The sequence below is a fragment of the Streptomyces sp. NPDC058459 genome, from assembly GCF_042721685.1.
Taxonomy (GTDB): Bacteria; Actinomycetota; Actinomycetes; order Streptomycetales; family Streptomycetaceae; genus Streptomyces.
The window spans coordinates 1-26,691 of the sequence record NZ_JBHXLV010000078.1 but is presented as its reverse complement, the minus strand read 5'-3'; the positions used below and the strand labels follow the sequence as shown (position 1 = coordinate 26,691).

Below are 26,691 nucleotides of genomic sequence, written 5' to 3'. Positions count from 1 at the left end.
GGGCGAACAGGCGCTCCAGGACGACGGCGACCCCGTCCTCCTCGTTGGAGAGGGTGACCTCGTCGGCCACCGCCTTCAGTTCCGGGTGGGCGCCGGCCATCGCGACACCGTGGGCCGCCCACCGGAACATCGGGATGTCGTTCGGCATGTCCCCGAAGGCGACGGCGTCCGCCCGGCCGAAACCCAGGTGTTCGGCGGCCAGCGCGAGACCGGTCGCCTTGGTGATCCCGCACGGCTGAAGCTCGACCGTGCCGGGACCCGACATGGTGACCGTGGCCAGCGAGCCGACGACCGAGCGGGCCGTGGCCGCCAGTTCGTCGTCGGACAGGTGGTCGTGGCGCAGCAGCACCTTGCTGATGGGCGCCCGCCAGAGCTGCTCGCGCCGCTCCACCCGTACGGCGGGCAGGGTGGGGTGGGGCATCCGGTAGCCGGGCTCGATCAGGGTCAGTCCGTCCACCCCGTCCTGGTCGGCGGCCGCGTGCACCTGGCCCACCTCCGCCTCGATCTTGCCGAGCGCGGTCTCCGCCAGCTCCCGGTCCAGCTGGACGGACCAGAGCAGGGTCCCGGCGACGATGTCGTAGACCTGCGCGCCCTGTGCGCACACCGCGAGCCCCGTGCCGCCGAGCGCGGCCAGCAGGGGCCGTACGCGGGGCGCGGGGCGGCCCGTCACCACGAGGTGCCGGGCTCCGGCGCGTGCCGTCCCCGCGAGCGCGGCGAGCGACCGGGCGGAGACCGTGTCGTCGCCGCGCAGCAGCGTCCCGTCCAGGTCGGTGGCGATGAGCGAGGGACGGGACGGCGGTGGGGGCGGTGCGGGAGGGCAGGGTCCGGGCATGGTCAGAGAATACGGATCATGGCTCCACCCGACTCACCACGCGCGCACCGTAGTTGGCGCGTAGCTCAGCTCCCTGCGCCATGTGCCGTGGCCAGGTGTTTCGCCAGCCGGGGCGAGGCGAACTCGGTGCCGCACACGAAGCGCATCACCGGGCCGTACGACGCGGCAGCGGGCAGCCCGGTGAAGTACAGACCGGGCAGCGAGGAGACGTAGCCGGGGCCGAGCCGGGGCGCGCCCCGGGTGGCCGCGAGGCCGGTGCGCAGGCCGGGGCCGAGGAAGTCCAGCGCGGCCAGGTCGACCCGGTAGCCGGTGGCCGCGACGACGTGGTCGGCGGTGAGCCGGTCGGTGCGGCCGGTGTGGGTGCGCACGGTGAGCACCGGCGCGCCGTCCACCGCCTCGGCGGACACCACCCGCGCCACCTCCTTCACCTGTACATGGCCCTCGAAGCGGTCGCGCAGCCACCAGGCGCCGAGCGGGCCGAGGACGCGGCGGACCAGCTGGTGCCGGACGGCCTCGGGCAGGAAACGGTAGGGGCCGGCGTGGTAGCTGAGCGCCCACAGCGACCAGGCCCGGCCGAACGGCGACTCGGGCCGCAGCCTGGGCTGCTTCCAGGGCGGCGCGCCGAAGGCGACCTTCCCCCGGCCCCGCGAGACGACCCGTACGGTCGCGCCCGCCTCGGCGGCGAGGGCGGCCGTCTCCAGCGCGGACTGGCCGGCGCCGACGACGATCAGCTCCTTGCCCGCGAACCGGCCCAGGTCGTGGTGCTGGGAGCTGTGCGAGACCAGCGCGGGCCCGCCGAGCGCCGCGCCGGCCAGTTCGGCGGGCAGGTGCGCGAAGCCGGACAGCCCGGTGGCGACCACGACGGCACGGGCGGCGAACTGCTCCCCGGAGTCGAGCTTCAGCTCGAACCCGCCGGGCCGCCCGCGCTCCACGGACACCACCCGGACCTGCTCCAGCTCCGGCACCAGCCGCTGCCGGAACCAGTCCCCGTAGGCGATGAAGGTCTCCGCCGGGATGATGTCCTCGTCGGTGACCAGGCGCCGCACCCCCGCCGCGTCGCAGTAGTCGGCGAGGGTGTGGCCGGGCTGGGGGCAGTCGAGGCTGGAGGCGGCCGGCGTGGATTTCAGCAGCATCCCCTCGGGCATGTGGGCGCGCCAGCTGACCATGGGGTCGCCGAAGACGCGTACCGGGATGCCGCGTGCCTTCAGGTGGGCGGCGGTGGACAGGCCGTACGGCCCGGCGCCGATGACTGCAACCGGTCGGATCACGAAGTCCCTCCCAGGACGCGGTGCGCCACGTGTGTGGCCTTGCCTACTTCGTGGAGTGCGGGGCGGTGCCGCCGCGGCGGTTGGTCCGCCAGAGCTGGTGCAGGTGCTTCGCGCCGGGGCGGGCGAAGCGGGCGAGCATCGTGAGGAACGGCATCGGGTCGTCACCCGCGAACCAGGCCAGCTCGGTCCCGCTGGCCCGCGCGGGGGCGGACGGCGTGGTGTAGCCGCTGCGGCGGTAGGCGAGGAGGGCGGGCAGGTCGATGTTCTCCACGACGAACCGCCGCCCGGCCCGCTGCTCACCCTCCGGGACGGCCCGCCCGGTGAGGTTCAGGTGCAGGGCCCGTACGACGTCGACGCCCGACCCGTTCTCGAACAGCCGGAACTGGGCGCCGGTACGGGGGTTGAAGTCCAGCAGCTTGTACTGGCCGTCGCGGCGGTCGAAGCGCAGGTCGAGGTCGACGACACCGGCGAAGCCGAGCTGTTTCACGAACCTGGTCGCCAGGTCGGCGAGTTCGGGGTTGTCGACGACGTAGGCGTGGGCCGTCATGCCCGCGTGCGGCGGCCAGGAGCGGACCTTGACCCCGGTGAACACGGTGAGCGGGGCGGCGTCCGCGTCGAAGCAGGCGTGCACGATCCAGTCCTCGGCGGCCTCCCTAGGCAGGTACTCCTGGAGGATCACCCCGGGGTCGTCGCCCCAGTCACGGGCGAGGGCGAGCAGGCCGGCGCGGGTGCCGATCCGGGTGGTGCCGCCCACGGCGGGGCGTCTGCGCCGCACGAACGCCTCCCGGTTCTTGGCCACCACCGGGAACAGCGCGGTCTCCGCGAACGCCGCGATCTCGGCGTACGAGCGCGGGAAGACGGTGGCCGGGGTGGCGATGCCGTGCTCCTGGCACAGCTCGTGCAGCCCCTGCTTGCTGGCGAGCCGCCTCGGCAGGGCCGGGTCGACCGGCGGGAACAGGAAGGCGCCGGCCAGCTCGTCCTGGTGCTCGGCGATGAGTACGGCCGCCTCTTCGTCGGTCGGGATCAGGACGGCCGGGCGGCCGATGCGGCGCCCGATCCTGCGCAGCCCCTCGACCAGGTGCCCCGGCTCCTCCGCACCGGTGGTCGGCCAGACGAACGCCCGCTCCAGGTACCGGGAGGCGGCGGCCGGAGTGTACGGGTCCTCGGTGATGGCGTACATCGGGACGCCCAGCCGGCCGAGGCTGCGGATCGCGCCGACTCCGCCGTGGTGCAGCGGATAGCCGCCGAACTTGACTATCAGGCCGGGCACTTCACGGTCGGCCTCGAACGGCACGCCGAAGCGGCTGCCGGCCACGGGTCCCCCCACGTGTCCCCCCTTTGGACCGGACCCACCCCGTCCGTGTCCCCCGAAGGACGCTAAGCCGGAACACTTCCCTCCGACAAGCACTCTTCGGACATTGCGAACTCTTTAGACAGGGCCGCGCAGTGGCCCGCGAACCCTGCCCAGGACACCCCTTCCGGCCGTAACGTGTGGCCCGACGCTATGGATCATCAACCCAGGCAGACGCGGATGAGAGTGAGGCAGCACCCCATGCCCCCCGTGCCCCCGTTCGACGTTCCCGAGGGCGACCCCTTCGGCCCGCACAACCTTCCCCTTGGCGTGTTCTCGCCGTCCGGCACCACTGATCGCCGGGTCGGCGTACGGCTCGGCGGCCATGTCCTGGACGCGGGCGCCGCAGCGACCGCGCTGGGCTCCCCGCACGCGGACCTGCTCACCGCGCCGGTCCTCAACCCGCTGCTGGCCGCCGGGCCCGCCGTCTGGTCCGAGGTGCGCGCGGCACTCACCGACTGGGTCACGCTGCCCGCGCACCGGGCCGCCGTCGAGCCCCACTTCCACGAGCTGTCAAAGGTCACGCTGCACCTGCCGTTCGAGGTCGCCGACTACGTCGACTTCTACGCCTCCGAGCACCACGCCCGGAACGTCGGACAGATCTTCCGCCCCGACTCCCCCGACCCGCTCACCCCCAACTGGAAGCACCTCCCCATCGGTTACCACGGCCGGGCGGGCACGGTCGTGGTCTCCGGCACCGATGTGGTCCGCCCCTCCGGCCAGCGCAAGGGCCCAGCCGACCCGGCACCTGTCTTCGGGCCCTCGGTCCGGCTGGACATCGAGGCGGAGGTCGGCTTCGTGGTGGGCGTGCCCTCCGCGCAGGGCACCCCGGTCCCGCTGACCGGGTTCCGGGACCACGTCTTCGGGCTCTGCCTGCTCAACGACTGGTCCGCCCGCGACCTCCAGGCATGGGAGTACGTCCCGCTCGGCCCCTTCCTCGGCAAGTCCTTCGCCACCTCGGTCTCGGCGTGGATCACCCCGCTCGCCGCGCTGGAGGACGCGCGGACGACCCCGCCCGAGCGCACCCACCCGCTGCTGCCCTACCTCGACGACTCCGCCCCCGGCGTCGAGCCCGGCGGCTACGACCTGCGGATCTCGGTCGCGGTCAACGGCGAGGTGGTGACCGAGCCGCCCTTCTCCACCATGTACTGGACCGGCGCCCAGCAGCTCGCCCACCTCACGGTCAACGGCGCCTCGCTGCGCACCGGCGACCTGTACGCCTCCGGCACGGTCAGCGGCCCGGCCGAGCGGCAGCGCGGCTCGCTGCTGGAGCTGACCTGGAACGGCCGCGACCCCCTCGAACTCCCCGATGGCAAGCGGGCGTTCCTGGAGGACGGCGACGTGGTCACCTTCACGGCCTGGGCGCCGGGGAGGAACGGGAGCCGGATCGGGCTCGGCGAGGTCGAGGGGCGGATCGTCAGCGGCTGAGGCGGGGGCGGGCGGGGGGAGGCCGGCGGGTGCGCGTGGTGCCGTACACCTGTCCTGGCCGGGCCGGGGCCGTCATACTGGCGGCATACGCACCCAGGCGGTACGCACCCCCGCCCCGGCGGACCGTACCCCCCCCCCTTCCGACCAGGCACGTCCGACCAGGAACCGGAGCCCCGGCATGACCGTCTGCCTGCTCCTGCTGACCGTCCTCGCCCTGACGGCCGCCGTACCGGCGCCCCGGGCGCTGACGCGCGCCGACTGGCCGGAGCGGGAGCCGGTGCTGGCGCTGTGGGTGTGGCAGTGCCTGGTCGCCACGGTGCTGCTGTGCTGCCTGACCGCGCTGGTCCTGGGCGCGGCGGCCGTCTTCCACACTGTCCGGGACCATGTCTTCGCCCCGGCCCCGCCCGCCGTGACCGCCGCCTACGACCTCTCGGCCGCGCCCGCCTGGGCCGCGGCCCTCACCCTGCTGCTGGCCGCCGGCGCCGCCTGGACCACGGCGATGCTGGGCCGCGAGCTGACCGAGGCCCGGCGGCGGCGCGGGGTGGCGCGGGCACGCCTGCGGGAGCGGGCGCCGGACCTGCCCGCCGGGCTGCCCCCGGCGCGCGGTCCGCTGCTGGTGCTGGAGGACGAGTACCCGGACGCCTGGTGGATGCCCGGCCATCCGGCCCGGCTGATCGTGACCACGGGGGCGCTGCACCGGCTCACCGGGCATCAGCTGGACGCGGTCCTCACCCATGAGCGGGGCCACGCCCGCGCCCATCACGACTGGCTGCTGCATCTGTCGAGCGCGCTCGCCACGGGCTTTCCGCGCATCCCGCTCTTCGCGCACTTCCGCGACCAGACGCACCGGCTGGTCGAGCTGGCCGCCGACGACACCGCCTCCCGGCGCTGCGGCCATGTCACCACCGCGCTGGCCCTGATCGAGCTGAACCAGCACCGGGGCGTGCTGTCCTGCGCCTCCAGCCGGCGGCTGCTGGGCGAGCGCGTGGACCGGCTGCTGGAGCCGCCGCCCCGGCTGCCGCGCGGACACCGGGCGCTGACCACCGCACTGGCCGCGCTGGTGCCGTTGCTGCCGCTGCTGATCACCTTCGCGCCGGGGCTGACGGCACTGGTGTAGGCACTGGCGCAGGCCCCGTCCGGTCAGGACCAGTCCGGCTCCTCCTCACCCTCGGGCCAGTGGTGGTCGGAGGAAGCGGCGGAGGCCGGGGAAGAGGCGGGTGCTGCGGCGGGTTCGGGTGCTGCGGCGGGTTCGGGTGCTGCGGTCTCCGGTGCGCCGGCCGGCGCCGACCGGGCCGCCAGCACCGCGAGCACGCCCTCGCCGTAGGTGGCGAGCTTCTTCTCGCCGACCCCGCTTAGCGCGCCCAGCTCCGCCACCGACGTGGGCGCGCTGGTGGCGATCTCGCGGAGGGTGGCGTCGTGGAAGATGACGTACGCCGGGACGCCCTGTTCCTTCGCCTGCTCCGCGCGCCAGGCGCGCAGCGCCTCGAAGACGGGCGCCAGCTCGGCGGGCAGCTCGGCCGCCGCGGACTTGCCCTTGCGCTCACCCCGGCCGGCGGAACGGGCGACGGCCGGGCGCTTCGGCTCCTTGCGCAGCGGCACCTCGCGCTCGCGCCGCAGCACCGCACCGCTCGCCTCGGTGATCACCAGCGTGCCGTACTCCCCCTCGACGGCCAGCAGTCCCTGAGCGAGCAACTGCCGCACCACGCCCCGCCATTCGCCCTCGGCCAGGTCCTCGCCGATGCCGAATACGGACAGCTGGTCATGGTCGAACTGGATCACCTTCGCGGTGCGCTTGCCCAGCAGGATGTCCACGATCTGCACGGTGCCGAACTTCTGGCCGCGCTCGCGCTGGAGCCGGACCACGGTGGAGAGCACCTTCTGCGCGGCCACCGTGCCGTCCCAGGTCTCCGGCGGGGTGAGGCAGGTGTCGCAGTTGCCGCAGGCCGCCTCGTCCGGGTTCTGGCCGAAGTAGGCGAGGAGCTGCCCCCGGCGGCACCGGACGGTCTCGCACAGGGCGAGCATCGCGTCGAGGTGGGCGCCGACGCGGCGGCGGAACGCCTCGTCGCCCTCGCCGGACTGGATCAGCTTGCGCTGCTGCACGACGTCGCCCAGCCCGTACGCCATCCAGGCCGTGGAGGGCAGTCCGTCGCGGCCCGCGCGGCCGGTCTCCTGGTAGTAGCCCTCGATGGACTTGGGCAGGTCGAGGTGGGCGACGAAGCGGACGTCGGGCTTGTCGATGCCCATGCCGAAGGCGATGGTGGCGACCACGATCAGGCCGTCCTCGCGCAGGAACCGGGACTGGTGCTCGGCGCGCACCGACGCGTCCAGACCCGCGTGGTACGGGACGGCGGAGATGCCGCCTGCGTTGAGGAACTCGGCGGTGCGCTCGACCGAGTTCCGGGAGAGGCAGTAGACGATGCCGGCGTCGCCCGCGTGCTCCTCGCGGAGGAAGGCGAGGAGCTGCTTCTTGGGGTCGGCCTTGGGGACGATGCGGTACTGGATGTTGGGCCGGTCGAAGCTGGCGACGAAGTGCCGGGCGTCGGGGAGGTTCAGCCGGTGGGTGATCTCCTCGTGGGTGGCACGGGTGGCCGTGGCCGTGAGCGCGATCCTCGGCACGTCGGGCCAGCGCTCGCCGAGCAGGGAGAGGGAGAGGTAGTCGGGGCGGAAGTCGTGGCCCCACTGGGAGACACAGTGCGCCTCGTCGATGGCGAAGACGGAGATCTTGCCCCGGGAGAGCAGACCGAGCGTGGCGTCCACCCGCAGCCGCTCCGGGGCCAGGTAGAGCAGGTCCAGCTCGCCGGCGAGGAACTCGGCCTCCACCGTGCGCCGCTCGTCGAAGCCCTGCGTGGAGTTGATGAAGCCCGCCCGGACGCCGAGGGCGCGCAGCGCGTCCACCTGGTCCTGCATCAGCGCGATCAGCGGCGAGACCACCACGCCGGTGCCGGGGCGGACCAGCGCCGGGATCTGGTAGCACAGCGACTTTCCGCCACCGGTCGGCATCAGCACCAGCGCGTCACCGCCGGCCACCACATGCTCGATGACCGCTTCCTGCTCGCCGCGGAACGCGTCATACCCGAACACCCGGTGCAGCGCGGCGAGCGCCTCACTCCGGTCCGCGCCCGGTCCCTCGGTCACCGTCGTCATCTCGCTGATCCACCTGTCCCGCTCATCGCCGTACCCCGTGCGCCGTCCCTCGACCACCGCATCCACCATAGGCGCCGCCACGGACAGACCCCGCAGTTGTCCACAGGTTCTCGGACGCGCATGCCCCGGGCATATGCCAGAACGCTCTGTCCGGAGCACGGCCATAGTTCACACGTTCGCGGGAGACCTGCCCGTTTCCCATCGATAGTCTGGATACTCCGGCGAGACTCCGTCCCATGGGAGCACTGATGAGCGTCGCACCGAAGGCGTCCACACCCGCCTGGCCGACCCCGCCGAAGGGCGGGTGGACCGCCGACGACCTGGACCGGCTTCCGAGTCTTCCTCCGCACACGGAGCTGATCGACGGGAGCCTCGTCTTCGTGAGTCCGCAGACCATCTTTCATGAGCGTGCCATCGACTACCTCAAATGGCAGCTTCAATCCGTCGCACCGGACGACTTCGAGATCTTCCGCGAACTCACCATCGATCTGGACCAGCAGAACAGGCCGGAACCCGGTGTGGTCGTGGTGCGCTCGGACGCGGCGGAAGACCTCACGCAGACGCGATTTCCTGTGAGCGCGGTCCTGCTGGCCATTGAGGTCATGTCCGAGGAATCCGCCTCCCGCGACCGCGAGACCAAGCCCATGAAGTACGCCCGCGCCAAGATCCCTCACTTCTGGCGTGTCGAGAACGAGCGGGGGCGCGCCGTGATCCACGCCTTCGAGCTGGAGCCGACCACCGGTACGTACACCAGCGTGGGGATCTTCCGAGACCGGATGAAGGTCGAGGCGCCGTTCCCGATCGACCTGGACCTCACCCGGATCAAGACCCGTCGGGACCCGGCCGAATAGCCACCTGTCGCACCCGCTCGACGGCCCGGCCCCCGAAATCGAAGGGTGCCGGGCCGTCGTGTCGGATCAGCGGACGAACACCCCCGCACTCCCCGCCAGGTCCAGGAAGTACTGCGGCGCCACGCCCAGGACCACCGTCACCGCGACGCCGACCGCGATGGCGGTCGTCGTCAGGGGGGAGGGGACCGCGACGGTCGGGCCGTCGGGCTTGGGGTCGCTGAAGAACATCAGGACGATCACGCGGATGTAGAAGAAGGCGGCGATGGCCGAGGAGATCACGCCGACCACCACCAGCGGGGCCGCGCCACCCTCCGCCGCCGCCCGGAACACCGCGAACTTCCCCGAGAAACCGCTGGTCAGCGGGATGCCGGCGAAGGCGAGGAGGAAGACGGCGAAGACCGCGGCGACCAGGGGCGAGCGGCGGCCGAGCCCGGCCCATTGGGAGAGGTGGGTCGCCTCACCGCCCGCGTCGCGGACCAGGGTGACCACGGCGAAGGCGCCGATCGTCACGAAGGAGTACCCGGCGAGGTAGAAGAGGACCGCCGAGACACCGTCCTCCGACGTGGCGATCACACCGGCGAGGATGAAACCCGCGTGCGCGATGGACGAGTACGCCAGCAGCCGCTTGATGTCGGTCTGGGTGATGGCGACGATCGCGCCGGCCAGCATGGTGACGATCGCCACGCCCCACATCACCGGCCGCCAGTCCCAGCGCAGCCCCGGCAGCACCACGTACAGCAGCCGCAGCAGCGCGCCGAACGCGGCCACCTTGGTCGCGGCCGCCATGAAGCCGGTGACCGGGGTCGGGGCGCCCTGGTACACGTCCGGGGTCCACATGTGGAACGGCACCGCGCCCACCTTGAACAGCAGACCCATCACCAGCAGCGCCATGCCGATCAGCAGCAGCGCGTCATTGCCCATGGTGTCCGCCAGCGCCGGGTCGACCCCGCTGACCGTGCCGTCCACGACGGCCGCGACGCGCGCGTAGGACACCGAGCCCGCGTAGCCGTAAAGCAGGGCGATGCCGAACAGGGTGAACGCCGAGGCGAACGCGCCGAGCAGGAAGTACTTGACCGCGGCCTCCTGCGACATCAGCCGCTTGCGGCGGGCCAGCGCGCACAGCAGGTACAGCGGGAGGGAGAGCACCTCCAGACCGACGAACAGCGTCAGCAGGTCGTTGGCCGCGGGGAAGACCAGCATGCCGGCGACCGCGAAGAGCAGCAGCGGGAACACCTCGGTGGTGGTGAACCCGGCCTTCACCGCCGCCTGTTCAGCCTCACCGCCGGGCACGGAGGCGGCCTGCGCCGCGAAGGAGTCGACCCGGTTGCCGTGCGCCTCGGGGTCGAGCCGCCGCTCTGCGAAGGTGAACAGGCCGACCAGCGCGGCCAGCAGGATCGTGCCCTCCAGGAACAGGGCCGGTCCGTCCACCGCGATGGCGCCCATGGCCGCGATGTGCGCCTTGGTGGTGCCGTATCCGCCCGCCGCGAGCGCGACGACCGCGGCGAACGCGGCGCACAGGGCGACGGCGGAGACGAACACCTGGGCGTGGTAGCGGGAGCGGCGCGGCACGAACGCCTCGACGAGCACCCCGATCATGGCGGCGCCGAAGACGATCAGCGTCGGCGACAGTTGTCCGTATTCGATCTTCGGCGCGTCGATCTTGGAGATCGGATCGGCCGCCGTTGTCCACAGGCTGTGGACGGCTGCTGCGCTCACTTGACCGCCTCCACCGCGGGCTTGGGGTCCTTCTGGTGTACGTCGGACATGGTCTGCTCGACCGCCGGGTTCACGATGTCCGTCAGGGGCTTGGGATAGACGCCCAGGAAGACCAGCAGCACGATCAGCGGCGCGACCACCAGCACCTCCCGCACCCTCAGGTCGGGCATCGCCGAGATCTCCGGCTTCACCGGGCCGGTCATCGTGCGCTGGTACAGCACCAGCGTGTACAGCGCGGCGAGGACGATGCCGAGGGTGGCGATGATCCCGATCACCGGGTACCGGGTGAACGTGCCGACCAGCACCAGGAACTCGCTGACGAACGGCGCGAGTCCGGGCAGCGACAGCGTCGCCAGACCGCCGATCAGGAAGGTGCCGGCCAGCACCGGGGCGACCTTCTGCACGCCGCCGTAGTCCGCGATGAGCCGGGAGCCGCGCCGGGAGATCAGGAACCCGGCGACCAGCATCAGCGCGGCCGTCGAGATGCCGTGGTTGACCATGTAGAGGGTCGCGCCGGACTGGCCCTGGCTGGTCATCGCGAAGATGCCCATCACGATGAAGCCGAAGTGCGAGATCGACGCGTACGCCACCAGCCGCTTGATGTCCCGCTGGCCGACCGCGAGCAGCGCGCCGTAGACGATGCTGATCAGCGCCAGCACGAGGATCACCGGGGTCGCCCACTTGGACGCCTCCGGGAAGAGCTGGAGGCAGAAGCGGAGCATGGCGAAGGTGCCGACCTTGTCGACCACCGCCGTGACGAGCACCGCGACCGGCGCGGTGGACTCCTGCATGGCGTTGGGCAGCCAGGTGTGCAGCGGCCACAACGGCGCCTTCACCGCGAAGGCGAAGAAGAAGCCGAGGAACAGCCAGCGTTCGGTGCTGGTCGCCATGGTCAGCGAGCCGTCGGCCCGCGCCTGGACGATCTCCTGGAGGCTGAAGCTCCCGGCGACGACGTACAGCCCGATCACCGCGGCCAGCATGATCAGACCGCCGGCCAGGTTGTAGAGGAGGAACTTCACCGCCGCGTACGACCGCTGGGTGGACGCGGCCTCCTCGCCCTGGCTGTGGGCCCGGTCCCCGAAGCCGCCGATGAGGAAGTACATCGGGATCAGCATGGCTTCGAAGAAGATGTAGAAGACGAAGACGTCGGTCGCCTCGAAGGAGATGATCACCATAGCCTCGACGGCCAGGATCAGCGCGAAGAAGCCCTGCGTGGGCCGCCACCGCTTGCTGCCGGTCTCCAGGGGGTCGGCGTCGTGCCAGCCCGCGAGCACGATGAACGGCATCAGCAGCGCGGTCAGCCCGATCAGGGCCACGGCGATACCGTCCACGCCCAGTTCGTAGCGGACCCCGAAGTCCCTGATCCAGGAGTGGGACTCGGTGAGCTGGAAGGGGGTCCCCCCGCCCGAGCCCGTTCGAGAGTGGGGGAGGGCGCCGTCCGGGTCGAAGCGGACCAGGACGACGATCGCCAGCGCGAGCGTGGCCAGCGAGACCACCAGGGCCAGCCACTTGGCGGCGGTGCGCCGGCGGGCCGGCACGGCGGCCGTGGCCACCGCACCGAGGGCCGGGAGCAGCGCTGTCGCTGTCAGCAGGGGAAACGACATCGAAGCCATCGGTATCAGACCGCCCTCATCAGCAGGGTCGCGGCGACCAGGAGGGCCGCGCCGCCGAACATCGAGACCGCGTAGGAGCGGGCGAAGCCGTTCTGGAGACGGCGCAGCCGCCCGGACAGGCCGCCGAAACCTGCCGCCGAGCCGTTGACGACACCGTCGACCAGGGTGTGGTCGACATAGACCAGCGAGCGCGTGAGGTGCTCGCCGCCGCGCACCAGCACGACATGGTTGAAGTCGTCCTGGTAGAGGTCGCGCCGGGCGGCGCGGGTGAGCACGGAACCGCGCGGGGCGACGGCGGGTACGGGCTTGCGGCCGTACCGCGCCCAGGCCAGGCCCACGCCGACGACCAGGCAGACCATGGTGGCGCCGGTGACGGTGAGCGCGCTCAGCGGGGAGTCGCCCTCGCTGTGCCCGGTGACCGGCTCCAGCCAGTGCAGGAAGCGGTCGCCGACGTCGAAGAAGGCACCGCCCGCGACCGAGCCGACGGCCAGCACGATCATCGGGATCGTCATGGTCCTCGGGGACTCGTGCGGGTGGGGCTCGTGGCCCTCGGCATCGGGCAGCCAGCGCTTCTCGCCGAAGAACGTCATCAGCATCACGCGGGTCATGTAGAACGCGGTGATCGCCGCGCCCAGCAGGGCCACCCCGCCCAGAATCCAGCCCTCGGTGCCGCCCTTGGCGAAGGCCGCCTCGATGATCTTGTCCTTGGAGAAGAAGCCGGACAGCCCCGGGAAGCCGATGATCGCGAGGTAGCCGAGGCCGAAGGTGACGAAGGTGATCGGCATGTACGTGCGCAGGCCGCCGTACCTGCGCATGTCGACCTCGTCGTTCATGCCGTGCATCACCGAACCGGCGCCGAGGAACAGCCCGGCCTTGAAGAAGCCGTGGGTGACCAGGTGCATGATCGCGAAGACGTAGCCGATCGGGCCGAGGCCGGCCGCGAGGACCATGTAGCCGATCTGCGACATGGTCGAGCCGGCCAGCGCCTTCTTGATGTCGTCCTTGGCGCAACCGACGATCGCACCGAACAGCAGCGTGACCCCGCCGACGACGGTGACCACGAGCTGCGCGTCCGGGGCGCCGTTGAAGATCGCGGCGGAGCGGACGATGAGGTAGACGCCCGCCGTCACCATGGTGGCCGCGTGGATCAGGGCCGAGACCGGGGTCGGGCCCTCCATCGCGTCACCGAGCCAGGACTGCAGCGGCACCTGGGCGGACTTGCCGCACGCGGCGAGCAGCAGCATCAGGCCGATCGCGGTGAGCCGGCCCTCGGACGCGTCGCCCGCGTGCTCCAGGACCGGGCCGAAGGCGAAGGTGCCGAACGTGGTGAACATCAGCATGATGGCGATGGACAGGCCCATGTCGCCGACCCGGTTGACCAGGAACGCCTTCTTCGCGGCGGTCGCGGCGCTGGGCTTGTGCTGCCAGAAGCCGATCAGCAGGTAGGAGGCGAGGCCCACGCCCTCCCAGCCGACGTACAGCAGCAGGTAGTTGTCGGCGAGGACCAGCAGGAGCATCGCCGCGAGGAACAGGTTGAGGTAGCCGAAGAAGCGGCGGCGCCGCTCGTCGTGCTCCATGTACCCGATGGAGTAGAGGTGGATCAGCGAGCCGACCCCGGTGATCAGCAGGACGAACGTCATCGACAGCTGGTCGAGCCGCAGGGTGACGTCGGCCTGGAAGTCGCCGACCGAGATCCAGCTCCACAGGTGCTGGGTCCAGGTGCGGTGTTCGGGGTCCTCGCCGAGCAGCCCGGCGAAGAGGACCAGGCCGATCACGAAGGAGGCGGTCGACAGCAGGGTGCCGACCCAGTGGCCGACGGCGTCGAGGCGCCGGCCGCCGAGCAGGAGCACGGCGGCTCCGAGCAGGGGCGCCGCGATGAGCAGCGCGATCAGGTTCTCCACGATTCTTCCGGCCCCTTACAGCTTCATCAGGCTGGCGTCGTCGACCGAGGCCGAGTGGCGGGTGCGGAACAGCGACACGATGATCGCCAGGCCCACCACGACCTCCGCGGCGGCGACGACCATCGTGAAGAACGCGATGATCTGGCCGTCGAGGTTGCCGTGCATCCGGGAGAAGGTCACGAAGGCGAGGTTGCAGGCGTTGAGCATCAGCTCCACGCACATGAACACCACGATCGCGTTCCGCCGGATCAGCACGCCGGTGGCGCCGATGGTGAACAACAGGGCGGCGAGATAGAGGTAGTTGACGGGGTTCACTGGGCCGCGTCCTCCGTCCGCTTGAAGGTGGCCGGTGTGTGCTCCGTGCGCTCCAGGCGGTCCTCCGCGCGCTGCTGAAGCGCCTTGAGGTCGACCAGGGCCTGCACGGAGACGTCCCGGATCTGGCCGCGTTCGCGCAGCGTCCGGCTGACGCTCAGCTCGGCGGGGGTGCCGTCGGGCAGCAGGCCCGCGATGTCCACCGCGTTGTGCCGGGCGTAGACGCCGGGAGCGGGCAGCGGCGGTACGTGCTTGCCCGCGCGGACCCGCTCGGCCGCCAGCTCGCGCTGGGTCCTGGCCCGCTCGGTGCGCTCGCGGTGGGTGAGCACCATCGCGCCGACGGCGGCGGTGATCAGCAGGGCGCCGGTCAGCTCGAAGGCGAAGACGTACTTGGTGAAGATGAGGGTCGCCAGACCCTCCACGTTGCCGCCCGCGTTGGCCTGGCCGGTGCCGTTGAACTGGGTGAGCGAGGCGTGGGCGATGCCGCCCAGCAGCAGGACGCCGAACCCGAGCCCACAGAGCAGGGCCAGCCAGCGCTGGCCCCTGATGGTCTCCTTCAGCGAGTCCGCGGCGGTCACGCCGACGAGCATCACCACGAAGAGGAAGAGCATCATGATCGCGCCGGTGTAGACGACGATCTGCACGACCCCCAGGAAGTAGGCGCCGTTGGCGAGGTAGAACGCCGCCAGGATGATCATGGTTCCGGCGAGACAGAGCGCGCTGTGCACGGCGCGCCGCATCAGGACGGTGCACAGGGCGCCGATCACCGCGACGCTGCCGAGGAACCAGAACTGGACCGCCTCACCGGTGGAGGTCGTGTAGGCGGCGAGCTGCGTGCTCATGCTTCCACCCCCTCGTCGCCGGCCGGGCCCGAAGGGCTCGCGGACTGATGCGGTTCGCCCTTGGAGGCGGCCACCTGGCGGACGGTGCCCGGAGCTGCCTCGGTCACCAGCCCCCGGTAGTAGTCCTGCTCGTCGGTGCCGGGGAAGATCGCGTGCGGGGAGTCGACCATGCCCTCGTCCAGACCGGCGAGCAACTGCTCCTTGGTGTAGATGAGGTTGGCCCGGCTGGAGTCGGCCAGCTCGAACTCGTTGGTCATCGTGAGCGCGCGGGTGGGGCACGCCTCGATGCACAGGCCGCACAGGATGCAGCGGGCGTAGTTGATCTGGTAGACGCGGCCGTACCGCTCGCCCGGCGAGTAACGCTCCTCGTCGGTGTTGTCGGCGCCCTCGACATAGATGGCGTCGGCGGGGCAGGCCCAGGCGCACAGCTCGCAGCCGACGCACTTCTCCAGGCCGTCCGGATGGCGGTTGAGCTGGTGCCGTCCGTGGAAGCGGGGAGCGGTGGTCTTCTTCTGCTCCGGGTACTGCTCGGTCAGCCGCTTCTTGAACATGGCCTTGAAGGTCACGGCGAAGCCGGCCACGGGGTTCTGGAAACCGGGTGCGGTCTCCTTGGGCTCCTCAGCCATCGGACGCCTCCTTTCCATCCGAAGTTCCGTCCGGAGTTCGGTCACTGACAGTGTCCACCCCACCACTGACAATCAGCTCCCGCTCCTGGCGCGCACGACGCCTGGGCACCGCGGGAAGCTGCTGTCCGGGCAGCGGCGGCACGGGGAAACCGCCCGCCAGCGGGTCGAACGCGGGCTGCGGGGCCGGAGTCTCGTCGGCCCCGGTCCGGTCCCGGAACATGTCGGCGACGAAGGAGATCAGCAGCAGGGCGAGCACCCCGCCGCCGACGTAGAGCGCGATGTCGGCGAAGTCGTAGTTCTCGTTGCGCAGCACCCGCACGGTCGCCACCAGCATCAGCCAGACCACCGAGACCGGGATCAGGACCTTCCAGCCGAGCTTCATCAGCTGGTCGTAACGGACCCGGGGAAGCGTGCCGCGCAGCCAGATGAAGAAGAACAGCAGTAGCTGGACCTTGATGACGAACCAGAGCATCGGCCACCAGCCGTGGTTGGCGCCCTCCCAGAAGGTGCTGATGGGCCAGGGGGCCCGCCAGCCGCCGAGGAAGAGGGTGGCCGTCACCGCCGACACCGTCACCATGTTCATGTACTCGGCGAGCATGAACAGCGCGAACTTGATCGACGAGTACTCGGTGTTGAAGCCGCCGACCAGGTCGCCCTCGGACTCCGGCATGTCGAAGGGGGCGCGGTTGGTCTCGCCCACCATCGTGATCACGTAGAGGATGAAGGAGACCGGCAGCAGCAGGATGTACCAGCGGTCGTGCTGCTGTTCCACGATGGTGGAGGTCGACATCGACCCCGAGTAGAGGAACACCGAGGCGAACGCGGCGCCCATGGCGATCTCGTAAGAGATCATCTGCGCGCAGGAGCGCAGACCGCCGAGGAGCGGGTAGGTCGAGCCGGAGCTCCAGCCCGCGAGCACGATGCCGTAGATGCCGATGGAGGCGACCGCGAGGATGTAGAGCATCGCGATCGGCAGGTCGGTGAGCTGCATCGTGGTGCGGTGGCCGAAGATCGAGATCTCGTCGCCGGCGGGTCCGAAGGGGATCACCGCGATCGCCATGCAGGCCGGGATGACCGCGACGACCGGCGCGAGGACGTAGATCACCTTGTCCGCGCGTTTGACGACGACGTCCTCCTTGAGCATCAGCTTCACGCCGTCGGCGAGCGACTGGAGCATGCCCCAGGGGCCGTGCCGGTTGGGGCCGACGCGCAGCTGCATCCAGGCGACGACCTTGCGCTCCCAGACGATGGACAGCAGCACCGTCAGCATCAGGAACGCGAAGCAGAACACCGCCTTGACGAGCACGAGCCACCACGGGTCGTGACCGAACAGCGAGAGGTCTTCAGCGGCGAGGAACGGGCTCATCCTCGAACCTCCTTGGGGGCCGCGTCGGCGTGCGCCGCCGGGCCGATACGGACGAGGGAGCCGGGCCGGGCCCCGGTGTCGGAGGCGACGCCCCGGCCGGCCGAGTCCAGCGGGAGCCAGACCACCCGGTCGGGCATCTCGGTGATCTCCAGCGGGAGTTCGGTCGTCCCGGCGGGGCCGGTGACGGTGAGCACGTCGCCGTCCTCGACGCCCGCCTCGGCGGCCGTCGCGGCGGACACGCGCGCGCGGGCGGCGTGCCGGGTGCCGGCCAGCGCCTCGTCGCCCTGCTGGAGGACGCCGAGGTCGAGCAGCAGCCGGTGCCCGGCGAGCACGGCCTCCCCGGCGGCCGGGCGGGGCAGCGCGGCCCCGGAGTGGTCCGGGTCGGCGGCACCGGCCCCGGTCCAGCCGCCGAGCCGGTCGATCTCCGCACGGGCGGTACGCAGGTCCGGCAGGCCCAGGTGGACGTCCATCGCGTCGGCCAGCATCTGCAGCACCCGGGCGTCGGACGGAGCGAGCCGGCGGGTCAGCTGGTCGGGCTTGAGCGCGGCCTCGAAGAAGCGGACCCGGCCCTCCCAGTTGAGGAAGGTGCCCGCCTTCTCGACCACCGCCGCGACCGGCAGCACCACGTCGGCACGCTCGGTGACCTCGCTGGGCCGCAGCTCCAGCGAGACCAGGAAGCCGACGCTGTCCAGCGCCTCACGCGCGCGCGCCGGGTCGGGGAGGTCGGCGACCTCCACCCCGGCGACGAGCAGCGCGGACAGCTCGCCGGTGGCGGCGGCCTCCACGATCTGCTGGGTGTCGCGGCCGTGGCGGGCGGGGAGTTCGGCCAGCCCCCAGGCGGCGGCGACCTCCTCCCGCGCGCGCGGGTCGGTGGCCGGGCGGCCTCCCGGCAGCAGCGAGGGCAGCGCGCCCGCCTCGACGGCGCCGCGCTCCCCCGCCCGCCGGGGAAGCCACACCAGCCGGGCGCCGGTCGCCGCGGCCAGGCGCGCGGCCGCCGTCAGGCCGCCCTCGACCCCGGCGAGCCGCTCGCCGACCACGATCACCGCGCCCCCGGCGCGCAGCGCCTCGGCCGCCCCGGTGCCGGGGTCCTCCAGGCCGACCCCGCCGGCCAGCGCGTCCAGCCACTCGGGCTCGGTGCCGGGCGCGGCCGGCAGCAGCGTGCCGCCCGCCTTGGTCAGGCCCCGGGTGGCGTGCGTGGCCAGGGAGTACACCCTCTGGCCGTGCTTGCGCCACGCCTTGCGCAGCCGCAGGAAGACGCCGGGCGCCTCCTCCTCGGCCTCGAACCCGGCCAGCAGCACGGCGGGCGCCTGTTCCAGCGCGGTGTACGTGATCCCGGTGCCGTCGAGGTCGCGGCCCCGGCCGGCCACCCGCGCGGCCAGGAAGTCGGCCTCCTCGCCGCTGTGCACCCGGGCGCGGAAGTCGATGTCGTTGGTGTCGAGCGCCACCCGCGCGAACTTGCTGTACGCGTAGGCGTCCTCGACGGTCAGCCGGCCCCCGGTGAGCACCCCGGCGCGGGAGCGGGCGGCGCTGAGGCCCCGCGCGGCCGCGTCCAGCGCCTCCGGCCAGGAGGCGGGCTCCAGCACGCCCTCGGCGTTGCGGACCAGCGGGGTGTCCAGCCGGTCCCGGAGCTGCGCGTACCGGAAGGCGAACCGGCCCTTGTCGCAGACCCAGTCCTCGTTGACCTCGGGGTCCTCGGCGGCGAGCCGCCGCATGACCTTGCCGCGCCGGTGGTCGGTACGGGTGGCGCAGCCGCCCGCGCAGTGCTCGCACACCGACGGCGAGGAGATCAGGTCGAAGGGGCGCGAGCGGAACCGGTAGGCGGCCGAGGTCAGCGCGCCGACCGGGCAGATCTGGATGGTGTTGCCGGAGAAGTACGACTCGAACGGGTCGCCCTCACCGGTGCCGACCTGCTGGAGCGCGCCCCGCTCGATCAGCTCGATCATCGGGTCGCCCGCGACCTGGTTGGAGAACCGGGTGCAGCGGGCGCACAGCACGCACCGCTCGCGGTCCAGCAGCACCTGCGTGGAGATCGGCACGGGCTTGGCGTAGGTGCGCTTGCGGCCCTCGAAGCGGGAGTCGGCGCCGCCGTGGGACATGGCCTGGTTCTGCAGCGGGCACTCGCCGCCCTTGTCGCAGACCGGGCAGTCCAGCGGGTGGTTGATGAGCAGCAGCTCCATCACCCCGTGCTGGGCCTTCTCGGCGACCGGCGAGGTGAGCTGGGTCTTCACCACCATGCCGTCGGTGCAGGTGATGGTGCAGGACGCCATCGGCTTGCGCTGGCCCTCCACCTCCACGATGCACTGGCGGCAGGCGCCGGCCGGGTCCAGCAGGGGGTGGTCGCAGAAGCGCGGGATCTCGATGCCGAGCTGCTCGGCGGCCCGGATGACCAGGGTGCCCTTGGGCACGCTGATCTCGATGCCGTCGATCGTCAGCGAGACGAGATCCTCCGGCGGGACCGCCGCCTGCCCCCCGTCTGAGGGGCGTTCGCCCGCGGCGGAGCCGCTTTCGGACTGCTGTACGGTCATGCGTTCACCTCCGGGCGGTCCGCCCAGGCCGTCGACTTGGCCGGGTCGAAGGGGCAGCCCCGGCCCGTGATGTGCTGCTCGTACTCCTCGCGGAAGTACTTCAGCGAGGAGAAGATCGGCGAGGCCGCGCCGTCGCCCAGGGCGCAGAAGGACTTGCCGTTGATGTTGTCGGCGATGTCGTTCAGCTTGTCGAGGTCGGACATCGACCCCTTGCCCGCCTCGATGTCCCGGAGCAACTGCACCAGCCAGTACGTCCCTTCGCGGCAGGGCGTGCACTTGCCGCAGGACTCGTGGGCGTAGAACTCGGTCCAGCGGGTGACCGCCCGCACCACGCAGGTGGTCTCGTCGAAGCACTGGAGCGCTTTGGTGCCGAGCATGGAGCCGGCGGCGCCGACGCCCTCGTAGTCGAGGGGCACGTCGAGGTGTTCGTCGGTGAACATCGGGGTGGAGGAGCCGCCCGGGGTCCAGAACTTCAGCCGGTGGCCGGGGCGCATGCCGCCGCTCATGTCGAGCAGCTGGCGCAGGGTGATGCCGAGCGGCGCCTCGAACTGGCCGGGGCTCGCCACATGCCCGCTGAGCGAGTAGAGCGTGAAGCCGGGTGACTTCTCGCTGCCCATCGAGCGGAACCAGTCCTTGCCCTGGTGCAGGATCGCGGGAACCGAGGCGATCGACTCGACGTTGTTCACCACGGTGGGACAGGCGTACAGGCCCTCGACCGCCGGGAAGGGGGGCCGCAGCCGCGGCTGGCCCCGGCGGCCCTCCAGCGAGTCGAGCAGCGCGGTCTCCTCACCGCAGATGTACGCGCCCGCGCCCGCGTGCACGGTGAGTTCGAGGTCGAGTCCGCTGCCGAGGATGTCCGCGCCCAGGAACCCGGCCTCGTACGCCTCGCGCACGGCCTCGTGCAGCCGGCGCAGGACGGGGACGACCTCGCCGCGCAGGTAGATGAAGGCGTGCGAGGAGCGGATCGCGTAGCAGGCGATCACGATGCCCTCGACGAGACTGTGCGGGTTGGCGTAGAGGAGCGGGATGTCCTTGCAGGTGCCGGGCTCGGACTCGTCGGCGTTGACGACGAGGTAGTGCGGTTTGCCGTCGCCCTGCGGGATGAACTGCCACTTCATGCCGGTCGGGAAGCCGGCGCCGCCCCGGCCGCGCAGTCCGGACTCCTTGACGTAGGCGATCAGGTCGTCCGGGGACATGGCGAGCGCCTTGCGCAGGCCCTCGTAGCCGTCGTGCCGCCGGTAGACGTCCAGCGACCAGGACCGGTCCTCGTCCCAGAAGGCGGAGAGCACGGGGGCGAGCAGTTTCTCGGGGCTGGTGCCGTCCTTGACGTCGGTCACCACGGTCATCACTCCCCCTCCTCTGCGGTCGGACCGGACGGATCAGGGGTGCGGGGCGGAGCCCCTCGATCACGGGCGGTGGCGGGCGACGGGTGGGCCGGGTCGGAGGCCGAGGTCTCGACCGGGTCGTGGGAGCTGAGGCGCTCGGTGGGTGAGGGCTCGTGCACCGTGTCCTCCTCCGGCGGAGCGGCGTCGCGAGGGTGGACCACGCGCGCGGGCTGGGTCTCGCCCCTGGCCAGGCGCAGGCCGACCAGGGAGGCGTGGCCCGCGCTGCCGCCCTCCTCGACGGCGCCGGGGCGCTCGTCGGGGAAGCCGGCCAGGATGCGGGCGGTCTCCTTGAAGGTGCACAGCCGGGCGCCGCGCGTGGGCTCCACGGGCTGCCCGGCGCGCAGGTCGTCGACGAGGCGGATGGCGCCGGCCGGGGTCTGGTTGTCGAAGAACTCCCAGTTGACCATCACGACCGGCGCGTAGTCGCAGGCCGCGTTGCACTCGATGTGCTCCAGGGTGACCTTGCCGTCGCCGGTGGTCTCGCCGTTGCCGACGCCCAGGTGCTCCTGGAGGGTCTCGAAGATGGCGTCGCCGCCCATGACGGCGCACAGGGTGTTGGTGCAGACGCCCACCTGGTAGTCGCCGGAGGGGCGGCGCCGGTACATGGAGTAGAAGGTGGCGACCGCGGTGACCTCGGCGGTGGTCAGCTCCAGCACGTCCGCGCAGAACTTCATGCCGGTCCGGGTGACGTAGCCGTCCTCGGCCTGCACGAGGTGCAGCAGCGGCAGCAGGGCGGAGCGGGAGTCGGGGTAGCGCGCAATCACCTCGCGCGCGTCCGTCTCCAGCCGGGCCCGGACGTCGTCCGGGTAGGCGGGCGGGGGCAGTTCCGGCATGCCCAGGCCGACGCCCCGCTCGGAGGAAGAGGTGGTCACCGGTCGACGCCTCCCATCACGGGGTCGATGGACGCCACGGCCACGATGACGTCGGCGACCTGGCCGCCCTCGCACATCGCCGCCATGGCCTGCAGATTGGTGAAGGACGGGTCGCGGAAGTGGACCCGGAAGGGGCGGGTGCCGCCGTCGGAGACGGCGTGCACGCCGAGTTCGCCCTTGGGCGACTCGACGGCCGCGTACGCCTGGCCCGGCGGGACCCGGAAGCCCTCGGTGACCAGCTTGAAGTGGTGGATCAGGGCCTCCATGGAGGTGCCCATGATCTTCTTGATGTGGTCCAGCGAGTTGCCGAGCCCGTCCGGGCCGAGCGCGAGCTGCGCCGGCCAGGCGATCTTCTTGTCCGCGACCATGACCGGGCCCGGCTGAAGCCGGTCCAGACACTGCTCGATGATCCTGAGCGACTGGCGCATCTCCTCCAGCCGGACCAGGAAGCGCCCGTAGGAGTCGCAGGTGTCGGCGGTGGGGATGTCGAAGTCGTAGTTCTCGTAGCCGCAGTAGGGCTGGGCCTTGCGCAGGTCGTGCGGAAGGCCGGTGGAGCGCAGGATCGGGCCGGTGGCGCCGAGCGCCATGCAGCCGGCCAGGTCGAGGTGCCCGATGTCCTGCATACGGGCCTTGAAGATGGGGTTCCCGGTGGCGAGCTTGTCGTACTCCGGGAGGTTCTTGCGCATCTTCTTGACGAACTCGCGGATCTGGTCGACCGCGCCGGGCGGCAGATCCTGGGCGAGGCCGCCGGGGCGGATGTACGCGTGGTTCATCCTGAGGCCGGTGATCAGCTCGTAGATGTCGAGGATCATCTCCCGGTCGCGGAAGCCGTAGATCATGATCGTGGTGGAGCCCAGCTCCATGCCGCCGGTGGCGATGCACACCAGGTGCGACGACAGCCGGTTCAGCTCCATCAGGAGCACCCGGATGATGTCGGTCCGCTCGGTGATCTGGTCCTCGATGCCGAGGAGCTTCTCCACGGCGAGGCAGTAGGCGGTCTCGTTGAAGAAGGACGTCAGGTAATCCATGCGCGTGACGAAGGTGGTGCCCTGCGTCCAGGTGCGGTACTCGAGGTTCTTCTCGATGCCGGTGTGCAGATAGCCGATGCCGCAGCGGGCCTCGGTGACGGTCTCGCCCTCGATCTCCAGGATGAGCCGGAGCACTCCGTGGGTGGACGGGTGCTGCGGACCCATGTTGACGACGATGCGCTCGTCGTCCGCCCGGACCGCCGACTGGACGACCTCGTCCCAGTCGCCGCCGGTGACCGTGTAGACGGTGCCCTCGGTGGTGGCGCGGCCGGTTGCGTGGGGAGTGCTCACGAGTACGACCTCCGCTGGTCGGGAGCCGGGATCTGGGCGCCCTTGTACTCGACGGCGATGCCGCCGAGGGGGTAGTCCTTGCGCTGCGGGTGGCCCTGCCAGTCGTCCGGCATCATGATCCGGGTGAGGGCCGGGTGGCCGTCGAAGACGATCCCGAAGAAGTCGTACGTCTCGCGCTCGTGCCAGTCGTTGGTCGGATAGACCGCGACCAGGGAGGGGATGCGCCGGTCGGCGTCGGGGGCGCTGACCTCCAGCCGGATCAGCCGGTTGTGGGTGATCGAGCGCAGGTGGTAGACGGCGTGCAGCTCGCGGCCCTTGTCGCCGGGGTAGTGCACCCCGCTGACCCCGGTGCACAGCTCGAAGCGGAGCGCCGGGTCGTCGCGCAGGGTGCGGGCGACGCGGACCAGGTGCTCGCGCTCGATGTGGAAGGTCAGCTCGTCGCGGTCCACGACGGTGCGCTCGACGGCGTTCTCCGGGAGCAGGCCCTGCTCCTCCAGCGCGCCCTCCAGTTCGTCGGCGACCTCGTCGAACCACCCGCCGTAGGGGCGGCTCGTCGCGCCGGGGAGCCGGACCGGGCGGACCAGGCCGCCGTAGCCGGAGGTGTCACCGCCGTTGTTCGCGCCGAACATGCCGCGCTGGACGCGGATCTCCTCGCCGCCCTGGCCGCGCCGGCCGGGGAGGTTGGAGGCGGAGAGGTCCTTCTCGGGGTTGACGCCGTTGGTGCCCTGGTCGTCGCTCACCGCAGCAGCCCCTTCATCTCGATCGTGGGCAGGGCCTTGAGCGCGGCCTCCTCCGCCTCCCGGGCGGCTTCCTCGGCGTTGACGCCGAGCTTGGTGCCCTGGATCTTCTGGTGGAGCTTGAGGATCGCGTCCAGCAGCATCTCGGGGCGGGGCGGGCAGCCGGGGAGGTAGATGTCGACCGGGACGATGTGGTCGACGCCCTGGACGATCGCGTAGTTGTTGAACATGCCGCCCGAGGACGCGCAGACGCCCATGGAGATGACCCACTTCGGGTTGGGCATCTGGTCGTAGACCTGCCGCAGCACCGGCGCCATCTTCTGGCTGACCCGGCCCGCGACGATCATCAGGTCGGCCTGGCGCGGTGAGCCGCGGAAGACCTCCATGCCGAAGCGGGCGAGGTCGTAGCGTCCGGCGCCGGTGGTCATCATCTCGATGGCGCAGCAGGCGAGTCCGAAGGTGGCCGGGAAGACGGACGCCTTGCGCACCCAGCCCGCGGCCTGTTCGACGGTGGTCAGCAGAAAGCCGCTCGGCAGCTTCTCTTCGAGTCCCATGAGTTAAAGGCCCCTCAGTCCCATTCCAGGCCGCCGCGCCGCCATACGTACGCGTACGCGACGAAGACGGTGAGCACGAAGAGCAGCATCTCCACGAGCCCGAAGACCCCGAGCGCGTCGAAGGTGACGGCCCAGGGGTAGAGGAAGACGATCTCGATGTCGAAGACGATGAAGAGCATCGCCGTCAGGTAGTACTTGATGGGGAAGCGCCCGCCGCCGGCCGGCGTGGGGGTCGGCTCGATGCCGCATTCGTAGGCTTCGAGCTTCGCGCGGTTGTAGCGCTTCGGACCGATCAGCGCGGCCATGACCACGGAGAAGATCGCAAAGCCTGCCCCGAGGGCTCCCAGTACGAGGATGGGCGCGTACGCGTTCACCGCTCCTCGCTCCCTTCAGTCGGCATTGACTGGTGGCGGTTCAGGGGCTCGCAGCTGCCTCTTCCGTCCCAGTGACCCCACCCGTCCCGGCGAAGATCGAGAACATGTGAAGCAGGTCACAAGCCCAACTGCTCCGCATCCTATGCCCGCCGCTCTGTGATCTGCGACACGGGGTATTCCACAAGCTTTGTGATCTCCACCACCTGACGAAGGATCATGAAGCCGGAGGATGGGTGATCTTCGTACGCGAAGCGTTCAGTTGATCACCAGAAGTGACAATCCAGCCCGTCCGCGCAGGCCAGAGGGGGTGGGTGAGGGGTGGCTCAATATCAAGAGGGTTCCGGTGCATGCAAATTGGTGTCGGACGCAGGTGACTGGTAGTGCGAGGCGTTCACACCGCGGGGGAGATCGTGGGCGCGATGTGGACGTGGTCCGGGTGCGTGCGCGCGTTCACGAACTCCTGCCGCGCGGCCGTGCGACGCGGACGCCCGCACCCCGACGACCGTTCCGTGACCTCCGCCACACCGGTGACGGGCGTCAAGGAACCGGGCTTGGCCATCGATCCCAACCGATGGTAGGTGCGGGGCAATTCGGACGTAATGATCAAAGAGCGTGATCAACGGGCCAATGGGCACCGTCCGCTATGTCCGTTACGGCGTCAATAAGGAGCGACGCGACCGGGTTCCGGGGAACCGATTGAACAATTGTGGCGCAGCCCACGTTTGTTGAAGATATGAAGGAGCCCCTGGTACCGGTTATTCCCATGTCCCACACCGCTCACATACGCAGCCACCGGAAGCCGCGCCGCAGCGCGTCGTCCCTCGCCGTGCGGTCCGGTGTCGCCGGCGGCGTCCTCAGCACCCTGGCGGTCGCCGGAGCGGCCGGTTACGCGAACGCGGCCGATGCCGAGCCCGTGACGCAGACGCTCCAACTCCCCACCCTCACCGCCGACGTGGCCACCCAGGTCGCCCAGTCCGCGGACGCCACCCAGCAGGCGGCCGCGAACTACGAACTGCAGGCCGAGCGTGACGCGGCCGCCGCCAGTGCCGCGAAGCAGGCCAAGGCGGACCTCGCCGAGGCCAAGCAGAAGGCCGAGGCGAAGAAGAAGGCGCAGGAGGAGGCCCGTAAGCAGGCCGCCACCCGCGCCACCCGCAACGCCGGGCGCACCGTGCTGTCCGCCTACGCGAGCGCGGGCACCTCCAACGTCACGGGCACCTCCACCGTCACGGGCACGTCCGCCGGCACCTCCACCGGATCGTCCAGCGCGACCGGTTCGGCCGCCTCCATCGTGTCGTTCGTGAAGTCCCAGGTCGGCAAGGCGTACGTCTCCGGCGCCACCGGTCCCTCCGCGTACGACTGCTCGGGCCTGGTCCAGACGGCCTTCAAGCAGGTCGGCATCAGCCTGCCGCGCGTCTCCCAGGACCAGTCCACGGCCGGCACCCAGGTCTCCCTGAACTCCCTCCAGCCCGGCGACATCCTCTACTGGGGCAGCGCGGGCAGCGCGTACCACGTGGGCGTCTACGTCGGCGGCGGCATGTTCGTCGGCGCCCAGAACCCCTCCACCGGCGTCGTGGAGCGTCCCCTCTCCTACGACCAGCCCACCGGCGCGGTCCGGGTCCTCTGACCCCCGCACCCTCCGGCGACACGAAAGGCCGCTGCCCTCGGGGGGCAGCGG

At 71.2% G+C, this 26,691-nt stretch carries 22 protein-coding genes; 4 read left to right on the top strand and 18 right to left on the bottom strand.

The annotated features are described in order from the left end of the window. The 3 genes from ACFWN1_RS16820 to ACFWN1_RS16810 form a co-directional block, all read right to left on the bottom strand. On the bottom strand, positions 1 to 832 hold an 832-nt coding region (locus ACFWN1_RS16820), incomplete at its 3' end, for a Cof-type HAD-IIB family hydrolase (protein WP_384362484.1). A gap of 65 nt (positions 833 to 897) precedes the next feature. Continuing rightward, positions 898 to 2,100: an FAD-dependent oxidoreductase gene (locus tag ACFWN1_RS16815; RefSeq protein ID WP_384362482.1), complete on the bottom strand. Its 1,203-nt coding sequence runs from the start codon at positions 2,098 to 2,100 to the stop codon at positions 898 to 900. A gap of 43 nt (positions 2,101 to 2,143) precedes the next feature. After that, complete coding sequence (locus ACFWN1_RS16810; protein ID WP_384362490.1) at positions 2,144 to 3,394, bottom strand: ATP-grasp domain-containing protein; 1,251 nt, start codon at positions 3,392 to 3,394, stop codon at positions 2,144 to 2,146. Positions 3,395 to 3,661: 267 nt separating this feature from the next. Here ACFWN1_RS16810 and fahA point away from each other — a divergent pair, with 267 nt between their 5' ends. Both fahA and ACFWN1_RS16800 read left to right on the top strand, forming a co-directional pair. Next, a complete protein-coding gene (gene fahA / locus ACFWN1_RS16805; protein WP_384362488.1) occupies positions 3,662 to 4,879 on the top strand; it encodes a fumarylacetoacetase in 1,218 nt (405 codons plus the stop codon). 178 nt (positions 4,880 to 5,057) lie between these two features. Continuing rightward, complete coding sequence (locus ACFWN1_RS16800) at positions 5,058 to 5,996, top strand: M56 family metallopeptidase (RefSeq protein WP_384362480.1); 939 nt, start codon at positions 5,058 to 5,060, stop codon at positions 5,994 to 5,996. Between the two features lie 23 nt (positions 5,997 to 6,019). On the opposite strand, the gene recQ is transcribed toward ACFWN1_RS16800, so the two are convergent. Next, positions 6,020 to 8,023 (bottom strand): DNA helicase RecQ, encoded by a 2,004-nt coding sequence (gene recQ / locus ACFWN1_RS16795; protein ID WP_384362486.1) that lies wholly within the window; start codon positions 8,021 to 8,023, stop codon positions 6,020 to 6,022. 248 nt (positions 8,024 to 8,271) lie between these two features. On the opposite strand from recQ, the gene ACFWN1_RS16790 reads away from it, so the two are divergent. Continuing rightward, complete coding sequence (locus ACFWN1_RS16790; RefSeq protein ID WP_384362478.1) at positions 8,272 to 8,874, top strand: Uma2 family endonuclease; 603 nt, start codon at positions 8,272 to 8,274, stop codon at positions 8,872 to 8,874. Positions 8,875 to 8,940: 66 nt separating this feature from the next. Here ACFWN1_RS16790 and nuoN read toward each other — a convergent pair whose 3' ends face one another. The 14 genes from nuoN to ACFWN1_RS16720 are packed head-to-tail and all read right to left on the bottom strand — an operon-like array spanning position 8,941 to position 25,016. Further along, positions 8,941 to 10,590, bottom strand: a complete 1,650-nt coding sequence (gene nuoN, locus ACFWN1_RS16785; protein WP_384362476.1) for an NADH-quinone oxidoreductase subunit NuoN — start codon at positions 10,588 to 10,590, stop codon at positions 8,941 to 8,943. Continuing rightward, positions 10,587 to 12,194: an NADH-quinone oxidoreductase subunit M gene (locus ACFWN1_RS16780; protein ID WP_384362474.1), complete on the bottom strand. Its 1,608-nt coding sequence runs from the start codon at positions 12,192 to 12,194 to the stop codon at positions 10,587 to 10,589. The genes nuoN and ACFWN1_RS16780 overlap by 4 nt, the downstream gene beginning before the upstream one ends. Before the next feature lie 14 nt (positions 12,195 to 12,208). Beyond that, the gene (gene nuoL / locus ACFWN1_RS16775; protein ID WP_384362472.1) at positions 12,209 to 14,104 is read right to left on the bottom strand and encodes an NADH-quinone oxidoreductase subunit L; all 1,896 of its coding nucleotides are present in this window, start codon (positions 14,102 to 14,104) and stop codon (positions 12,209 to 12,211) included. A gap of 15 nt (positions 14,105 to 14,119) precedes the next feature. Then, positions 14,120 to 14,419, bottom strand: coding sequence for an NADH-quinone oxidoreductase subunit NuoK (gene nuoK / locus ACFWN1_RS16770; RefSeq protein ID WP_030742982.1), 300 nt, complete (start codon positions 14,417 to 14,419; stop codon positions 14,120 to 14,122). Next, positions 14,416 to 15,258 (bottom strand): NADH-quinone oxidoreductase subunit J, encoded by an 843-nt coding sequence (locus ACFWN1_RS16765; RefSeq protein ID WP_384362470.1) that lies wholly within the window; start codon positions 15,256 to 15,258, stop codon positions 14,416 to 14,418. The genes nuoK and ACFWN1_RS16765 overlap by 4 nt, the downstream gene beginning before the upstream one ends. After that, positions 15,255 to 15,884: an NADH-quinone oxidoreductase subunit NuoI gene (nuoI, locus tag ACFWN1_RS16760; protein ID WP_384362468.1), complete on the bottom strand. Its 630-nt coding sequence runs from the start codon at positions 15,882 to 15,884 to the stop codon at positions 15,255 to 15,257. Before nuoI ends, ACFWN1_RS16765 begins: the two co-directional genes overlap by 4 nt. Beyond that, entirely contained in the window at positions 15,877 to 17,250 is a 1,374-nt protein-coding gene (nuoH, locus tag ACFWN1_RS16755) for an NADH-quinone oxidoreductase subunit NuoH (RefSeq protein ID WP_384362466.1), read from the bottom strand. Before nuoH ends, nuoI begins: the two co-directional genes overlap by 8 nt. Continuing rightward, the gene (locus ACFWN1_RS16750; protein ID WP_384362464.1) at positions 17,247 to 19,775 is read right to left on the bottom strand and encodes an NADH-quinone oxidoreductase subunit G; all 2,529 of its coding nucleotides are present in this window, start codon (positions 19,773 to 19,775) and stop codon (positions 17,247 to 17,249) included. The genes nuoH and ACFWN1_RS16750 overlap by 4 nt, the downstream gene beginning before the upstream one ends. After that, the gene (gene nuoF, locus ACFWN1_RS16745; RefSeq protein ID WP_384362462.1) at positions 19,772 to 21,121 is read right to left on the bottom strand and encodes an NADH-quinone oxidoreductase subunit NuoF; all 1,350 of its coding nucleotides are present in this window, start codon (positions 21,119 to 21,121) and stop codon (positions 19,772 to 19,774) included. Before nuoF ends, ACFWN1_RS16750 begins: the two co-directional genes overlap by 4 nt. Continuing rightward, the gene (gene nuoE / locus ACFWN1_RS16740) at positions 21,121 to 22,032 is read right to left on the bottom strand and encodes an NADH-quinone oxidoreductase subunit NuoE (RefSeq protein ID WP_384362461.1); all 912 of its coding nucleotides are present in this window, start codon (positions 22,030 to 22,032) and stop codon (positions 21,121 to 21,123) included. Before nuoE ends, nuoF begins: the two co-directional genes overlap by 1 nt. Further along, positions 22,029 to 23,351 (bottom strand): NADH-quinone oxidoreductase subunit D, encoded by a 1,323-nt coding sequence (locus tag ACFWN1_RS16735; RefSeq protein ID WP_384362459.1) that lies wholly within the window; start codon positions 23,349 to 23,351, stop codon positions 22,029 to 22,031. The genes nuoE and ACFWN1_RS16735 overlap by 4 nt, the downstream gene beginning before the upstream one ends. Beyond that, positions 23,348 to 24,091 carry an NADH-quinone oxidoreductase subunit C gene (locus ACFWN1_RS16730; RefSeq protein ID WP_384362457.1) on the bottom strand — a complete coding sequence of 248 codons (744 nt, stop codon included), beginning with the start codon at positions 24,089 to 24,091 and terminating at the stop codon, positions 23,348 to 23,350. The genes ACFWN1_RS16735 and ACFWN1_RS16730 overlap by 4 nt, the downstream gene beginning before the upstream one ends. After that, on the bottom strand, positions 24,088 to 24,642 hold the full coding sequence (locus tag ACFWN1_RS16725) for an NADH-quinone oxidoreductase subunit B family protein (protein WP_164191787.1): 555 nt from the start codon (positions 24,640 to 24,642) through the stop codon (positions 24,088 to 24,090). The genes ACFWN1_RS16730 and ACFWN1_RS16725 overlap by 4 nt, the downstream gene beginning before the upstream one ends. A gap of 14 nt (positions 24,643 to 24,656) precedes the next feature. Beyond that, complete coding sequence (locus ACFWN1_RS16720) at positions 24,657 to 25,016, bottom strand: NADH-quinone oxidoreductase subunit A (protein ID WP_030813697.1); 360 nt, start codon at positions 25,014 to 25,016, stop codon at positions 24,657 to 24,659. Between the two features lie 763 nt (positions 25,017 to 25,779). Here ACFWN1_RS16720 and ACFWN1_RS16715 point away from each other — a divergent pair. Beyond that, positions 25,780 to 26,640 carry a C40 family peptidase gene (locus tag ACFWN1_RS16715; protein ID WP_384362455.1) on the top strand — a complete coding sequence of 287 codons (861 nt, stop codon included), beginning with the start codon at positions 25,780 to 25,782 and terminating at the stop codon, positions 26,638 to 26,640. Positions 26,641 to 26,691 lie beyond the last annotated feature (51 nt).

Bases quoted from the DNA above. Each gene is read 5' to 3' on its own strand.
- ACFWN1_RS16725 (WP_164191787.1), bottom strand. From the start codon at position 24,642: ATGGGACTCGAAGAGAAGCTGCCGAGCGGCTTTCTGCTGACCACCGTC.
- ACFWN1_RS16765 (WP_384362470.1), bottom strand. From the start codon at position 15,258: ATGAGCACGCAGCTCGCCGCCTACACGACCTCCACCGGTGAGGCGGTC.
- nuoF (WP_384362462.1), bottom strand. From the start codon at position 21,121: ATGACCGTGGTGACCGACGTCAAGGACGGCACCAGCCCCGAGAAACTG.
- ACFWN1_RS16715 (WP_384362455.1), top strand. From the start codon at position 25,780: ATGTCCCACACCGCTCACATACGCAGCCACCGGAAGCCGCGCCGCAGC.
- ACFWN1_RS16780 (WP_384362474.1), bottom strand. From the start codon at position 12,194: ATGTCGTTTCCCCTGCTGACAGCGACAGCGCTGCTCCCGGCCCTCGGT.
- ACFWN1_RS16800 (WP_384362480.1), top strand. From the start codon at position 5,058: ATGACCGTCTGCCTGCTCCTGCTGACCGTCCTCGCCCTGACGGCCGCC.
- ACFWN1_RS16750 (WP_384362464.1), bottom strand. From the start codon at position 19,775: ATGACCGTACAGCAGTCCGAAAGCGGCTCCGCCGCGGGCGAACGCCCC.
- ACFWN1_RS16790 (WP_384362478.1), top strand. From the start codon at position 8,272: ATGAGCGTCGCACCGAAGGCGTCCACACCCGCCTGGCCGACCCCGCCG.
- recQ (WP_384362486.1), bottom strand. From the start codon at position 8,023: ATGACGACGGTGACCGAGGGACCGGGCGCGGACCGGAGTGAGGCGCTC.
- nuoH (WP_384362466.1), bottom strand. From the start codon at position 17,250: ATGAGCCCGTTCCTCGCCGCTGAAGACCTCTCGCTGTTCGGTCACGAC.
- nuoI (WP_384362468.1), bottom strand. From the start codon at position 15,884: ATGGCTGAGGAGCCCAAGGAGACCGCACCCGGTTTCCAGAACCCCGTG.